Source organism: Bradyrhizobium sp. LA6.8 (genome assembly GCF_040547935.1).
GTDB lineage: Bacteria > Pseudomonadota > Alphaproteobacteria > Rhizobiales > Xanthobacteraceae > Bradyrhizobium > Bradyrhizobium barranii.
This window is the reverse complement of the sequence record NZ_JBEPQQ010000016.1, coordinates 40,038-52,533: the sequence shown is the minus strand read 5'-3', so window position 1 is coordinate 52,533 and position 12,496 is coordinate 40,038. Positions and strand designations below refer to the sequence as shown.

The following is a 12,496-nucleotide window of genomic DNA, read 5'->3' as shown; positions in this document are numbered from 1 at the left end:
CACCATGGGCGCACGCATTATGGTGGTTGAGGACGAGGAAGCTCTCACCGAGCTTCTCCGCTACAACCTCGAAGGCGACGGCTATGACGTCGAGACGGTGATGCGCGGCGACGATGCCGACACCCGCCTCAAGGAGCACATCCCCGATTTGATCGTGCTCGACTGGATGCTGCCGGGCCTCTCCGGCATCGAGCTGTGCCGGCGGCTGCGCACCCGGCCCGAGACCAAGCAGCTCCCGATCATCATGCTCACCGCGCGCGGCGAGGAGAGCGAGCGGGTGCGGGGCCTTGCGACCGGCGCCGACGACTACATCGTCAAGCCGTTCTCGGTGCCGGAGCTGCTGGCACGCGTGAAGGGCCTGCTCAGGCGCGCCAGCCCGGAGCGGCTCGCCACCGTGCTCGCCTATGGCGACATCGAGCTTGACCGCGACAAGCGTCGCGTGGCGCGTTCGGGCCGGCCGATCGATCTCGGCCCGACCGAATATCGCCTGCTGGAGTTCTTCCTGGAGCATCCCGGCCGCGTGTTCTCGCGCGAGCAGCTGCTCGACAGCGTCTGGGGCCGTGACATCTACATCGACGAGCGCACCGTCGACGTCCATATCGGCCGCCTGCGCAAGCTGCTCAATCTCGGCCGCGAGCAGGACCCGATCCGCACCGTCCGCGGCGCGGGCTACGCACTGGACGATCGCTTTGCGAAGGCGGAGCAGGCGTAAGCTCGGTGAGCTGCGGCCACAGTCTCGGTGTCGTCCCGGACAAGCGTAAGCGCGGGTCCGGGACACCCACCGCGAGTGATTATTGTGCCAAAAGGTAACTCCGAGTCCCCGTAGCCACATCTTGCGGTGGTTAAGGGTCCCGGATCTGCGCGCGTTTGAGGCGCGCTTGTCCGGAACGACATCGGATTTGTTGAGCCGCCATCGTGTGACGGCTCCTTTCCGAGCTCAGAACGACCTCAGCGCGGACCCGGCTTCACCGGCGCGCGCCGGCGATCGGCCGCGGGCTGATACGCCACGCGCGAGTGCTGAGCGCAGTAGGGCAGGCCGGAGAGCGCCTTGCCGCCGCAGAAGAAGAAATCCGGGCTCGAGGGATCGCCGACCGGCCAGTGGCAGGTGGCCTCGTTCAGCTCCAGCAGCGACAGCCGCTGGCTCATCGGCACGACGTTGTCGTAGGTGACCGGTTCGGCCTCGACCTCGACTTCGAAGGCCTGCGCCAGCGCGGTGTTGCCGCGCGCGATCGGGCGTGTCACCCGCATCATGTGCTGGGCGGGGCGCGCCTTGCGCGGCCGCGGCGCTGCCGACGAAGGGCTCTTGGCGCGGCCCGACAGGCCGAGCCGGTGCACTTTGCCGATCACGGCATTGCGGGTCACATTGCCGAGTTCAGCGGCGATCTGGCTGGCCGAAAGTCCGGCCTCCCAGAGCTTTTTCAGCTGCTCGACGCGATCATCCGACCAGGTCAAAACGGTCATTGCACCCTTTCCTTCGCCGGCGCCTGCCATCCTGGCGGCCGCACGGCGAATGCCTAAGCTTCGAAAAACCCGTGCCGCCAGAATCCCTTAAGGCTCGCCGGGCGCACCAGATGCGCCCGAACGCTTACGCCGGTACATGAGGACTTAGAGGATCAGAACTGCTGCACGAGATGTCGTATCTGACAAGCCAAACGCTACAATATGGCGTGACTCACGCGCAAGAGTCCGCCGACTCGCTTCCACATGTTCCGTGGCGGAAATACGCAAAATCGCCACCGCAAGACTACGGATTCTGCGTTTCGCGAGGCTTTCCGGGCGGCATTGACACCGGTTTCACCAGGCATAAGATAGTCTCGCGTGCCGCCCTTAAAAGGCGGCACGTTTCGTTTTCCGGGCCGGTCAATGGTGCGTTGCGCAATGCACGCTCACACCGTCCGCAACATTCAAGTGATCGTCATGACTAACAGCGCAGCGCCGCATTTGCTCCCCGTTTTCGCCAGGTCCGACCTCGGTTTCGAGCGCGGCGAAGGCTGCTGGCTGATTGCGACCAATGGCGACCGCTATCTCGATTTCACCTCGGGCGTGGCGGTGAATGCGCTCGGCCATGCTCATCCTGCGTTGGTCAAGGCGTTGCAGGAGCAGGCCACCAAACTCTGGCACATGTCGAACCTGTTCCAGAGCCCGGACGGCGAGAAGCTTGCCGCGCGTCTGTGCAATGAAAGCTTCGCGGACTTCGTGTTCTTCTGCAATTCCGGCGCCGAAGCGCTGGAAGGTGTGATCAAGCTGGTCCGCCATCATCACTTCTCCAAGGGTCATCCGGAACGTTACCGCATCATCACCTTCGAAGGCGCCTTCCACGGCCGCACGCTGGCAACGCTCGCCGCGACCGGTTCGGCAAAATATCTCGAGGGGTTCGGCCCGCCGATGGACGGCTTCGACCAGGTCCCGCATGGCGATATCGAAGCCGTCAAGAAGGCGATCGGTCCGCAGACCGCCGGCATCCTGATCGAGCCGATCCAGGGCGAGGGTGGCGTGCGTTCGGCAACGCCCGCCTTCCTGAGGGCGTTGCGCCAGCTCTGCGACGAGAAGGGCCTGCTGCTCGCGTTCGACGAGGTGCAGACCGGCATGGGCCGCACCGGCGATCTGTTCGCGCATCGCCGCACCGGCGTCACGCCTGACGTGATGTCGCTGGCCAAAGCGCTCGGTGGCGGCTTCCCGATCGGCGCGGTGCTGGCGACCGCGGACGCGGCTGCCGGCATGGGGCCCGGCTCGCACGGCTCGACCTTCGGCGGCAATCCGCTCGCGATCTCGGCTGCCAACGCCGTCCTCGACGTCATGCTCAAGCCCGGCTTCTTCGATCACGTGCAGAAGATGTCGCTGCTGCTCAAGCAGAAGCTCGCCTCCGTGATCGATCGTTATCCTGACATCGTCAGCGAAGTGCGCGGCGAAGGCCTTCTGATCGGCATCAAGGCCGTGGTGCCGTCAGGCGATCTCGGCGCGGCATTGCGCAACGAAAAATTGCTCACGGTCGGCGCCGGCGACAATGTCGTGCGCTTCCTGCCGCCCTTGATCGTCACCGAAGCCGAGATCGAGGACAGCGTCGGGCGGCTCGAACGCGCCTGCGCCGCGATCTCGTCCAGTCAGACCAAGCGGGCGACAAGCTGATGAGCAAGTCCCCGAAGCACTTTCTGGATATCAACGAGCTCCCGTTGTCGGAGCTCAAGAGCATGCTCGCGGCCTCCTCCGCCATGAAGGCGAAGCAGAAAGCGCACCAGCCGGTGAAGCCGCTGGAAGGCAAGACGCTGGCGATGATCTTCGAGCGTCCCTCCACGCGCACCCGCGTCTCGTTCGACGTCGCCATGCGCCAGCTCGGCGGCGAGCCGATCATGCTGACCGGCGCCGAGATGCAGCTCGGCCGCGGCGAGACCATCGCCGACACGGCGCGCGTGCTGTCGCGCTATGTCGACGCCATCATGATCCGCATCCTCAATCACGAGGCCCTGCTGGAGCTGGCGGAATATGCGACGGTGCCCGTCATCAACGGCCTGACACGGCGCTCGCACCCTTGCCAGGTGATGGCCGACCTCATGACCTACGAAGAGCATCGCGGCCCGATCGAGGGCAGGACGGTGGCCTGGACCGGCGACGACAACAACGTGCTGGCGTCCTGGGCGCATGCCGCCGAGCGTTTCAAGTTCAAGCTCAATGTCGCAACGCCGCCGGAGCTTGCGCCGAAAAAGGTGATGCGGGACTTCATCAAGGCCACCGGCGCGCCGATCGTGCTCGGCACCGATCCTGAGGCCGCCGTGAAGGGGGCCGACTGCGTCGTCACCGACACCTGGGTGTCGATGGGCGACAAGGAAGGCGAGCACCGTCACAACGTGCTGAAGCCCTATCAGGTCAATTCGAAGCTGATGTCGCTGGCCAAGCCCGATGCGCTGTTCATGCATTGCCTGCCCGCCCATCGCGGCGAGGAGGTCACCGACGAAGTGATCGACGGCCCGCAATCGGTCGTGTTCGACGAGGCCGAAAACCGCCTGCATGCGCAGAAGGGCATTCTGGCCTGGTGCTTTGACGCGGTGAAGTAATCTCACTTGTAGCCCGGATGGAGCGCAGCGAAATCCGGGTTTGTGTCCGCAGTTGGAGTGGTCCCGGATTGCGCTACGCTCCATCCGGGCTACGCGGGCTATCGCGTAATCCTGTGGCTATGGGTCCCGTATCAGCGCTTTGCGCGCGCCGGGACGACATCGAATTTGCAGGATCCTGTGCGATCATAAGTGCATCCGGAACACACCACCCTTGAGCCCTCTTCCATTTTCCTCCATCGACCCCAGATAAAGCGCCATGGTTTCCCAATCCCCTGACATGAATACCGGGCCTGAAGGCCCGGTTCGCGCACCATCAGCGGTTCCCATCGATGACGCCGTGCTGCCTTACGAGGTCGACGCACTCGACGTGCGCGGCCGCCTGGTGCGGCTCGGTCCCGCGCTCGACGAGATCCTGACCAAGCACGATTATCCCCCTGCCGTGGGCAAGCTGCTCGGCGAGGCCATCGTGCTGACGACGCTGCTCGGCTCGGCGCTGAAGTTCGAGGGCCGCTTCATCCTCCAGGCCCAGACCGACGGTCCGGTGTCGTTCCTGGTCGTCGACTACATGGCGCCGGATCGCCTGCGCGCCTATGCGCGCTACGATGCCGAGCGCCTCGGCGAGACAAAAGATTCCGGCGCGCTCCTTGGTAACGGTCATCTCGCCATGACCATCGACCAGGGTCCCGACATGAGCCGCTACCAGGGCCTGGTCGCGCTCGACGGCGGTAGCCTGGAAGATGCCGCCCACGAATATTTCCTGCGCTCCGAGCAGATCCCGACGCGCGTGCGTCTCGCGGTCGGCGAGGAGTGGCGCTCGAACGACGGCGGCAAGCATCGCTGGCGCGCCGGCGGCATGCTGATGCAGTTCCTGCCGAAGGCGCCCGAGCGCGCCCGGCAGGCCGATTTGCATCCCGGCGATGCGCCCGAAGGCGCGGAGGTGCATGCTGTCGCCGAAGACGACGCCTGGGTCGAGGCGCGTTCGCTGGTCGAGACCGTCGAGGACGTCGAGCTGATCGACCCCGAGCTCTCCGGCGAACGGCTGCTGTTCCGCCTGTTCCACGAGCGCGGCGTGCGTGTGTTCAATCCGCTGGTGCTGAAGGCGCAATGCTCCTGCTCGCGCGACGCGGTTGGTGCGATGCTGAAGAGCTTCTCGCCCGACGACCGCGCCGCCATGGTCAAGGACGACAAGGTCGTCGTGACCTGCGAGTTCTGCTCGTCGGTGTACCAGTTCACGCCGCACGAGGCGGGCGCGGAAGACGCGTAGGCGTCGCATCCTCCGTCATTGCGCGCAGCGAAGCAATCCAGCCGTAGGGTGGGCAAAGCGCAGCGTGCCCACCATCTTATGCGCCACGTTTGGAATGGTGGGCACGGCGCTTTGCGCCTTTGCCCACCCTACGGCACCGCGCTAGTTCAACACCCGCTTGTTGTCCGGGCTGTCCAGCGAGAATGTCGGCACGTCGATCTCGAAGCGTTCGCCGCTTTCGCTGACCATCTGGTAGCGGCCGGTCATGAAGCCCGAGGCGGTCGCGAGCGGCACGCCGGAGGTGTATTCGAAGCGCTCGCCGGGAGCCAGGGTCGGCTGCTCGCCGACGACGCCCTCGCCCCTGACCTCCTGCTGGCGGCCGGTGGCGTCGGTGATGATCCAGTGCCGCGTCTTCAGCTGCACGGTTTCGTTGCCGGAATTGGTGATGACGATGGTGTAGGACCAGAAATAGCGGGAGCGGTCAGCCGACGACTGCTCCGGAACAAAGTTCGGCTCGACGGTCACTTCGATCTGGCGGGTCACGGCGCGATACATGGCTGCCATCATAACGAAAACCCGGCCGGGAACCAACGCCCGCAGGCGGTTTTGGTGACATCGTGCCGCCAGAATTGCCGAGGAAGTAGACCCAATGTGATCCGGCCGCTTTGCGAGACGACGGCCGGACCTGTACACTCCATGACACGTCGCGATTTGCGGAAGGGTTTCGAACCCCCGATGACCATTGCCGACCAAGTGACGGGATCGACGATCGCGGGAACCGGCAAGCCTGCGGAGGCCAGACCTGCGGAGGCGAAGCCGCGCTCCGCCGCGCCGGCCATCACGCTGCCCGCCATCGGCGAGCGCGAGCTCCGGCTCGACCTGTTCCGCGGGCTCGCGCTGTGGCTGATCTTCGTCGACCATCTGCCGCCGAGCCTTTTGACCTGGTTCACGATCCGCAATTACGGCTTCAGCGACGCCACCGAGATCTTCATCTTCATCTCCGGCTACACCGCGGCGTTCGTCTACGGTCGTGCCATGCTCGAAAGCGGCTTCGTCGTCGCCACCGCGCGCATCCTGCGGCGCGTCTGGCAGATCTATGTCGCCCACGTCTTTCTGTTCACGATCTTCCTCGCCGAAATCTCCTACGTTGCGACCAGGTTCGAGAACCCGCTCTACACCGAAGAGATGGGCATCATGGATTTCCTCAAGCAGCCCGACGTCACGATCGTGCAGGCGCTGCTGCTGCGCTTTCGTCCGGTCAACATGGACGTGCTGCCGCTCTATATCGTGCTGATGCTGGCGCTGCCCTTGATCTTGTGGCTGATGAAATGGCGGCCCGACGTGACGCTCGGCCTCTCGGTTCTGCTCTACGCGGTGACCTGGGAATACGACCTCTATCTGTCGGCCTATCCGAACGGCTTCTGGGCGTTCAATCCCTTCGCCTGGCAATTGCTTTTCGTATTCGGTGCATGGTGTGCGCTCGGAGGTGCGCGACGCATGTCGCGCATCCTGGCGTCCCGCGTCACGATGTGGATATCGATCGCCTATCTGGTCGCGGCGTTCTACGTGACGCTGACCTGGTATGTGCCGCAGCTCTCCCACTTCATGCCGAGGCGGCTCGAGCAGTGGATGTATCCGATCGACAAGGCCGATCTCGACGTGCTGCGCTTCACGCATTTCCTGGCGTTCGCCGCGCTCACCGTTCGCTTCCTGCCCCGGGAATGGCCGGGCCTGAAATCGCCCTGGCTGCGGCCGCTGATCCTCTGCGGCCAGCATTCCCTGGAGATCTTTTGTCTCGGTGTCTTCCTCGCCTTCGCCGGCCATTTCATCCTGGCCGAAGTCTCCGGCGGCGCAGCCATGCATGCGCTGATTAGTCTCTCCGGAATCCTGATCATGTGGGGCGTTGCCTGGGTGATTTCGTGGTACAAGCGCGTGGCTGACAAGAGCGGTGCGAAAACCAAAAACGCCGTCGGCAACGCCGATCTGGCGGGAGGGGGCTGATGAAGGCGAAGGTTCTCCTGAGCCTGGTCCTGCTGTGCGGTAACCTCGCCGCGCCCCTGGCGCGCGCGGGCGATGCCGTGCCGGCTGCTCCGGCCGCGCCCCCGGCCTGCGAATTGCCATCCTATCTGCTCACCACTGAAAGCCAGCTTCCGAGGGTCGCCGATGCCATCAAGGCCGGCAAACCGCTGGAAATCCTGGTCATCGGCAGCCGTTCGACCACGATTCCGGCCTCAGAGGACAGCTCCTATCCGGCGCGCATGCAGGCCATCCTGCAGGACAGGCTGCTGCCGTCGGAGACTGTGCACGTCTCCGTAGAAATACAGAGCAAGAAGACGGCCGAGGAGGCGGCCGCCACCTTCGTTAAGCTGATGGAAGCAAAAAGGCCTACTTTGGTCATCTGGCAGACCGGGACTGTGGATGCTATCCGAGCGATTGATCCCGATGATTTTCGCGGGGCGGTGACCGAAGGGGTTTCCGCGCTGCAAAAAGCAGGGGCTGACGTCGTGTTGATGAACTTGCAGTACAGCCCGCGTACCGAAACCATGATCTCGGTGCCGCCCTATCTCGACAATATGCGGGTGGTGGCGCAGGAGCATGACATCCCGCTGTTCGACCGTTTCGCGATCATGCGGCAGTGGAATGATCAGGGTCAGTTCGACCTGTTCAGCCCGTCCCGCGGGCCAGAGCTGGCGAAACAGGTCCATGACTGCCTTGGCCGGGCGTTGGCACAGTTTGTGATCGACGCAGCCCATCTGGGGCCGGCCCAGCAGCAAAATTGAGGTCTAGCGTTAATGAGTTCTCTCCGCCCTTTTTGGTTGACGACATGGCTGGCTGCGCCCGCGGCGGCTCTGCTGCTCCTGACGCCGGTGTCGCTGGCACCAGTGCAGGCGCAGGCCACGCAGGCGACGCCCGCGCCGCAGCAGGCCGCTAGTCCGGCTTCCGCTTCGCCCTCCCAGACCACCGTCGCCGCGACGTCCCACGAGCAGCGCGGCGTGACCGCCCGCGCCATCGACAAGGTGAAGCAGGTCGCGAAATCCGCCGGGGACATTTTCAGCCGCGTGCCCTGCCTCACGCCGAAGGGTGGCTCGAAGGCGATGGGCTCGCTGCCGCATGTCGCGGGCAAGCTCGTCGCCGGCAAACCCGTCGTGATCGTTGCGTTCGGCTCGTCGTCGACGGCAGGCTATGGCGCGAGCTCGCCCGATTTCAACTATCCGAACCGTCTCGCCGCGCAGCTCCGCCGGCAATATCCGACCGCCGACATCACCGTGATCAACGCCGGCGTCGGCGGCGAGGACGCGCCCGAGATGATGAAGCGCCTCCAGAAGGAGGTGATCGACGTGCATCCGGATCTCGTGATCTGGCAGGTCGGCACCAACGCCGTGCTGCGCAATCTCGATCCCGGCGACACCGCCAAGATGGTCGAGGACGGCATCTCCCGCATCCAGGCCGCTGGCGGCGCCGACATCGTGCTGGTCGATCCGCAATATTCGCCAGCCGTCAACCAGCGCAAGGAGAGCGCCGGCAAGATGGTGCACCTGCTCGGCAAGGTCGCCGAGCTCCGTCACGTCGGCATCTTCCCCCGCTTCGAGGTGATGCGCGACTGGCACGAGAATCAATCGATCCCGGTCGAGAGTTTCGTGATCGCCGACGGCCTGCATATGAACGATTGGGGCTATGCCTGCTTCGCGCAGATCCTCGGCGACGACATCATCCGCTCCGTCGGCCAGATCAAGCTCGGCGTCAACGTGCCCGCGGACGTGCGAACGTATCGGCCGATGTGAGCTTCCGTAGGGTGGGCAACGGCGCGCCCTTCGCGCGCCGTGCCCACCATCTATCGGCGATATGATCGTGAATGGTGGGCACGCTTCCGCCTTCGCTCTTCGAGCTACGGCGGACAAGTCGCTTTGCCCCCCTACGATTCCGAGCTCGTGAAGCCCTCACGCCTTCTCCAGCGCCGCGGTCAGATCCTCGATCAGATCATCCACATGCTCGAGCCCCGCCGAGAAGCGGATGAAGCCCTCGCTGATGCCGAGCGCGGCGCGGTCTTCCGGCTTGAGGCGCTGATGCGTCGTGGTCGCCGGATGCGTGACGAGGCTCTTGGCATCGCCGAGATTGTTCGAGATTTTTGCAAGCTTGAGCTCGTTGAGCACGCGGAACGCACCCTGCTTGCCGCCCTTGACCTCGAAGCCGACCAGCGTCGAGCCGCCGCGCATCTGCTTCTTCACGAGATCTGCCTGCGGATGATCGGCGCGGCCGGGATAGACCAGCCGCGAAATCTTCGGATGGCTCGCCAGCACGTCGGCCATGCGTCCCGCCGTCTCGGTCTGCGCACGCACGCGCACGCCCAGAGTCTCCAGGCCCTTCAGCAGGACCCACGCGTTGAACGGCGAGATCGATGGGCCGGTCTGGCGCATGAAATTGTGGATGTGCTCGGCGATGAACGCTTCCGACGACAGGATGATGCCGCCGAGACAACGGCCCTGGCCGTCGATGTGCTTGGTCGCGGAATAGACCACGACGTCGGCCCCTAGCGCGAGCGGGCTCTGCCAGATCGGCGTCGCGAACACATTGTCGACGACGAGCCGCGCGCCGCCGCTGTGCGCGATCTCGGCGATCCCTGGAATGTCGAGCACGTCGAGCGTCGGGTTGGTCGGGCTCTCCAGGAAGAACGTCTTGGTGTTCGGCCGCAAGGCGCGCTGCCACTGGTCGAGATCGGCTCCGTCGACCAGTGTGGTCTCGATGCCGTAGCGCGGCAAGAGATCCTGAATGACGTAGAGACACGAGCCGAACAGGGCACGGGAGGCCACCACATGATCGCCGGCCTTCAGCGGCGCCAGGATCGCGGTCGTCACCGCGGCCATGCCGGTCGCGGCCGAGCGGGCGGCTTCGGCGCCTTCGAGCTCGATCATGCGGCGCTCGAACATCGAGATAGTCGGGTTGGAATAGCGCGAATAGATGAAGCCGGGGTCCTCGCCCTTGAACCTCGCCTCGCATTCCTCGGCGCTGTTGTAGACGTAGCCCTGGGTCAAAAACAGCGCCTCCGACGTCTCGCCATATTGCGAGCGCAGGGTGCCGGAATGGACCAGGCGGGTTTCGGGACGGTATTGCGTGGTGGACGCCGGGGACTTCGACATAGGACCTCCTCTGCGTGACCATCGAAAATGGTCACAAAAAAACCGGCCTGGATAACTTCCACGGGCCGGGATCACAGAGGTCCCCGGCCTGTTTAGCGACTTATTTAACGTGGCTGCAAGCCGGCCGGCTCAAATCACCACGGGATAAGTGATGCTCATATTCCGCAATGGCCTTTCCGTCAAGGCGTCCATCGGATAGCCGTAAAAGGCTGCTATTTCCCGCATGTCCGGATGCATTTGACCCCTGACGAGGACCCCCGGTTGAGCTTCACGGTTGCCGCCGACGCCAATGGTATCCTGCCCGACCGCATGATCGCGGCGATGGCGAAGGCGGGCCTCATCCTGCCCGCTTATGACTTCGTCGAAAGCCAGATCCAGCCGGCGAGCCTCGACCTTCGCCTCGGCGACATCGCCTATCGCGTTCGCGCCAGCTTTCTGCCGGGGCCCGGCGCGACCGTCGCCGAGCGCATCGACGAGTTAAAGCTGCACGAGTTCAGCCTCGCCGATGGCGCGGTGCTGGAGACCAACTGCGTCTACATCGTGCCGCTCTTGGAAAGCCTGGCGCTGCCGCCGGAGATCGTCGCGGCCGCCAACCCGAAAAGCTCGACCGGCCGGCTCGATGTCTTCACCCGCGTCATCGCCGACGGCACCCGCCGCTTCGACATGATCGGCGCCGGCTATCACGGCCCGCTCTACGCCGAGATCAGCCCGAAGACGTTTCCGGTGCTGGTCAGCGAGGGCTCGCGCCTGAGCCAGGTGCGCTTCCGCACCGGAGATGCCATCCTCAACATCGACGAGCTCGAGGCGCTGCATGCAACCGAGCGTCTCGTCGATCTCGACGATGCTGATCTCACGGGCGGCGTCGCCGTCTCCGTCGATCTCTCCGGCGAGAAGGCCAACGGCTTCGTCGGCTATCGCGCCAAGCGCCACACCGGCGTCGTCGACGTCGACCGCCGCTCCGGCTATGCGGTGGAGGATTTCTGGGAGCCGATCTCGGCGCGTCCCGACGGCAGCCTGATCCTCGACCCCGGCGAGTTCTACATCCTCGCCTCCAAGGAAGCTGTGCAGGTGCCGCCCGATTACGCCGCGGAGATGGTGCCGTTCGATCCCCTGGTCGGCGAGTTCCGCGTGCACTATGCCGGATTCTTCGATCCCGGCTTCGGCTATGCCGGCGCTGGCGGGCAGGGATCGCGCGCGGTGCTCGAAGTGCGCTCGCGCGAGGTGCCGTTCATCCTCGAGCACGGCCAGATCGTCGGCCGCCTCGTCTACGAGAAGATGCTGGCGCGCCCCGACGCGATGTACGGCCAGCGCATCGGCTCGAACTACCAGGCGCAGGGCCTCAAACTATCGAAGCATTTTCGGGTGTAGCTACACACCCTACTGTCATGCCCCGGCTTGACCGGGGCATCCAGTCCGCCGCAGCCTCTCGATTACCTACTGCCGTCTCGGAATACTGGATCGCCCGATCCCGTCTCCGCCAAGGCTTCGCCGGGCCAAGAACTCACTCGGCCGCCTAAGCCTTAGCGAAGGCGGCAAGTCGGGCGATGACACCGAATGTGTGTCGGGATGCAAGCTGAAATCCGGGCTGTATGCGAGGTGGCGAGATGAGTGTTCAATCCGAACTCGACGCAAGAATCCTCGACGACGTCGCGGACGCGCTGATCTATTCGGATCGCTCTGGCACCATCACGCGCTGGAATCGTGCATCGACCGCCTTGTTCGGCTTCTCCGCCGCCGAAGCGCTCGGCCAGAACCTCGATCTGATCATTCCCGAACATCTGCGCGCCGCGCACTGGAAGGGCTTCGAAGCTGCGCTTGCCACCGGGGCGATGAAGCTTGCGGGCAAGCCGACGCTGACCCGCGCGCTGCACAAAAGCGGACGCAAGCTCTATATCGAGATGACCTTCGCGCTGGTGCGCGATGCCGGTGGTGCCGTGGTCGGATCGGTCGCGATGGCGCGCGACGTCACCGAACGCGTCGAGCGCGAGCGCGCGGCCAGGCTTGCGCAAAATTCGTGATGCGGAATTGACGGGCTGGCGTGCAGGGCGCTCTGCTTGAGCGTCAGGTTG

The 12,496-nt window shown here is 64.7% G+C and carries 12 protein-coding genes and 1 riboswitch; of the genes, 9 read left to right on the top strand and 3 right to left on the bottom strand.

Features of this window, described 5'->3' with window-relative positions:
- Window positions 1–4: 4 nt before the first annotated feature.
- Entirely contained in the window at window positions 5–712 is a 708-nt protein-coding gene (gene phoB, locus ABIA90_RS43590; protein ID WP_014491300.1) for a phosphate regulon transcriptional regulator PhoB, read from the top strand.
- 236 nt (window positions 713–948) lie between these two features.
- Here the strand turns inward: phoB and ABIA90_RS43585 are convergent, their stop codons facing one another.
- Complete coding sequence (locus ABIA90_RS43585; RefSeq protein ID WP_166348149.1) at window positions 949–1,461, bottom strand: GcrA family cell cycle regulator; 513 nt, start codon at window positions 1,459–1,461, stop codon at window positions 949–951.
- Window positions 1,462–1,917: 456 nt separating this feature from the next.
- Between ABIA90_RS43585 and ABIA90_RS43580 the strand changes: the two genes are divergently transcribed.
- The 3 genes from ABIA90_RS43580 to ABIA90_RS43570 all read left to right on the top strand — a co-directional run bounded on the left by ABIA90_RS43580 (window position 1,918) and on the right by ABIA90_RS43570 (window position 5,313).
- Window positions 1,918–3,126, top strand: a complete 1,209-nt coding sequence (locus ABIA90_RS43580; RefSeq protein WP_071917070.1) for an aspartate aminotransferase family protein — start codon at window positions 1,918–1,920, stop codon at window positions 3,124–3,126.
- Complete coding sequence (gene argF / locus ABIA90_RS43575; protein WP_014491303.1) at window positions 3,126–4,049, top strand: ornithine carbamoyltransferase; 924 nt, start codon at window positions 3,126–3,128, stop codon at window positions 4,047–4,049. Before ABIA90_RS43580 ends, argF begins: the two co-directional genes overlap by 1 nt.
- A 256-nt stretch (window positions 4,050–4,305) precedes the next feature.
- Window positions 4,306–5,313 (top strand): Hsp33 family molecular chaperone, encoded by a 1,008-nt coding sequence (locus ABIA90_RS43570; protein WP_354118928.1) that lies wholly within the window; start codon window positions 4,306–4,308, stop codon window positions 5,311–5,313.
- Between the two features lie 141 nt (window positions 5,314–5,454).
- On the opposite strand, the gene apaG is transcribed toward ABIA90_RS43570, so the two are convergent.
- Window positions 5,455–5,847, bottom strand: coding sequence for a Co2+/Mg2+ efflux facilitator ApaG/CorD (gene apaG, locus ABIA90_RS43565; RefSeq protein ID WP_354119229.1), 393 nt, complete (start codon window positions 5,845–5,847; stop codon window positions 5,455–5,457).
- A 180-nt stretch (window positions 5,848–6,027) separates the two neighbouring features.
- Here apaG and ABIA90_RS43560 point away from each other — a divergent pair, with 180 nt between their 5' ends.
- From ABIA90_RS43560 to ABIA90_RS43550, 3 genes are read left to right on the top strand one after another with little or no spacing between them, the layout of a single operon-like run.
- Complete coding sequence (locus tag ABIA90_RS43560; RefSeq protein ID WP_166069104.1) at window positions 6,028–7,293, top strand: OpgC domain-containing protein; 1,266 nt, start codon at window positions 6,028–6,030, stop codon at window positions 7,291–7,293.
- The gene (locus tag ABIA90_RS43555; protein ID WP_063979875.1) at window positions 7,293–8,072 is read left to right on the top strand and encodes an SGNH/GDSL hydrolase family protein; all 780 of its coding nucleotides are present in this window, start codon (window positions 7,293–7,295) and stop codon (window positions 8,070–8,072) included. Before ABIA90_RS43560 ends, ABIA90_RS43555 begins: the two co-directional genes overlap by 1 nt.
- 12 nt (window positions 8,073–8,084) lie before the next feature.
- On the top strand, window positions 8,085–9,074 hold the full coding sequence (locus ABIA90_RS43550; protein ID WP_354118927.1) for an SGNH/GDSL hydrolase family protein: 990 nt from the start codon (window positions 8,085–8,087) through the stop codon (window positions 9,072–9,074).
- A gap of 156 nt (window positions 9,075–9,230) precedes the next feature.
- On the opposite strand, the gene ABIA90_RS43545 is transcribed toward ABIA90_RS43550, so the two are convergent.
- Window positions 9,231–10,427, bottom strand: coding sequence for an O-succinylhomoserine sulfhydrylase (locus ABIA90_RS43545; RefSeq protein ID WP_354118926.1), 1,197 nt, complete (start codon window positions 10,425–10,427; stop codon window positions 9,231–9,233).
- A 71-nt stretch (window positions 10,428–10,498) separates the two neighbouring features.
- Window positions 10,499–10,578, bottom strand: a riboswitch (SAM riboswitch).
- An 80-nt stretch (window positions 10,579–10,658) separates the two neighbouring features.
- On the opposite strand from ABIA90_RS43545, the gene ABIA90_RS43540 reads away from it, so the two are divergent.
- Both ABIA90_RS43540 and ABIA90_RS43535 read left to right on the top strand, forming a co-directional pair.
- Window positions 10,659–11,795, top strand: coding sequence for a 2'-deoxycytidine 5'-triphosphate deaminase (locus ABIA90_RS43540; RefSeq protein WP_094183942.1), 1,137 nt, complete (start codon window positions 10,659–10,661; stop codon window positions 11,793–11,795).
- Window positions 11,796–12,031: 236 nt separating this feature from the next.
- Complete coding sequence (locus ABIA90_RS43535) at window positions 12,032–12,445, top strand: PAS domain-containing protein (RefSeq protein ID WP_354118925.1); 414 nt, start codon at window positions 12,032–12,034, stop codon at window positions 12,443–12,445.
- Window positions 12,446–12,496: the final 51 nt, after the last annotated feature.

Bases quoted from the DNA above. Each gene is read 5' to 3' on its own strand.
- phoB (WP_014491300.1), top strand. From the start codon at position 5: ATGGGCGCACGCATTATGGTGGTTGAGGACGAGGAAGCTCTCACCGAG.
- ABIA90_RS43585 (WP_166348149.1), bottom strand. From the start codon at position 1,461: ATGACCGTTTTGACCTGGTCGGATGATCGCGTCGAGCAGCTGAAAAAG.
- ABIA90_RS43580 (WP_071917070.1), top strand. From the start codon at position 1,918: ATGACTAACAGCGCAGCGCCGCATTTGCTCCCCGTTTTCGCCAGGTCC.
- argF (WP_014491303.1), top strand. From the start codon at position 3,126: ATGAGCAAGTCCCCGAAGCACTTTCTGGATATCAACGAGCTCCCGTTG.
- ABIA90_RS43570 (WP_354118928.1), top strand. From the start codon at position 4,306: ATGGTTTCCCAATCCCCTGACATGAATACCGGGCCTGAAGGCCCGGTT.
- apaG (WP_354119229.1), bottom strand. From the start codon at position 5,847: ATGTATCGCGCCGTGACCCGCCAGATCGAAGTGACCGTCGAGCCGAAC.
- ABIA90_RS43560 (WP_166069104.1), top strand. From the start codon at position 6,028: ATGACCATTGCCGACCAAGTGACGGGATCGACGATCGCGGGAACCGGC.
- ABIA90_RS43555 (WP_063979875.1), top strand. From the start codon at position 7,293: ATGAAGGCGAAGGTTCTCCTGAGCCTGGTCCTGCTGTGCGGTAACCTC.
- ABIA90_RS43550 (WP_354118927.1), top strand. From the start codon at position 8,085: ATGAGTTCTCTCCGCCCTTTTTGGTTGACGACATGGCTGGCTGCGCCC.
- ABIA90_RS43545 (WP_354118926.1), bottom strand. From the start codon at position 10,427: ATGTCGAAGTCCCCGGCGTCCACCACGCAATACCGTCCCGAAACCCGC.
- ABIA90_RS43540 (WP_094183942.1), top strand. From the start codon at position 10,659: ATGCATTTGACCCCTGACGAGGACCCCCGGTTGAGCTTCACGGTTGCC.
- ABIA90_RS43535 (WP_354118925.1), top strand. From the start codon at position 12,032: ATGAGTGTTCAATCCGAACTCGACGCAAGAATCCTCGACGACGTCGCG.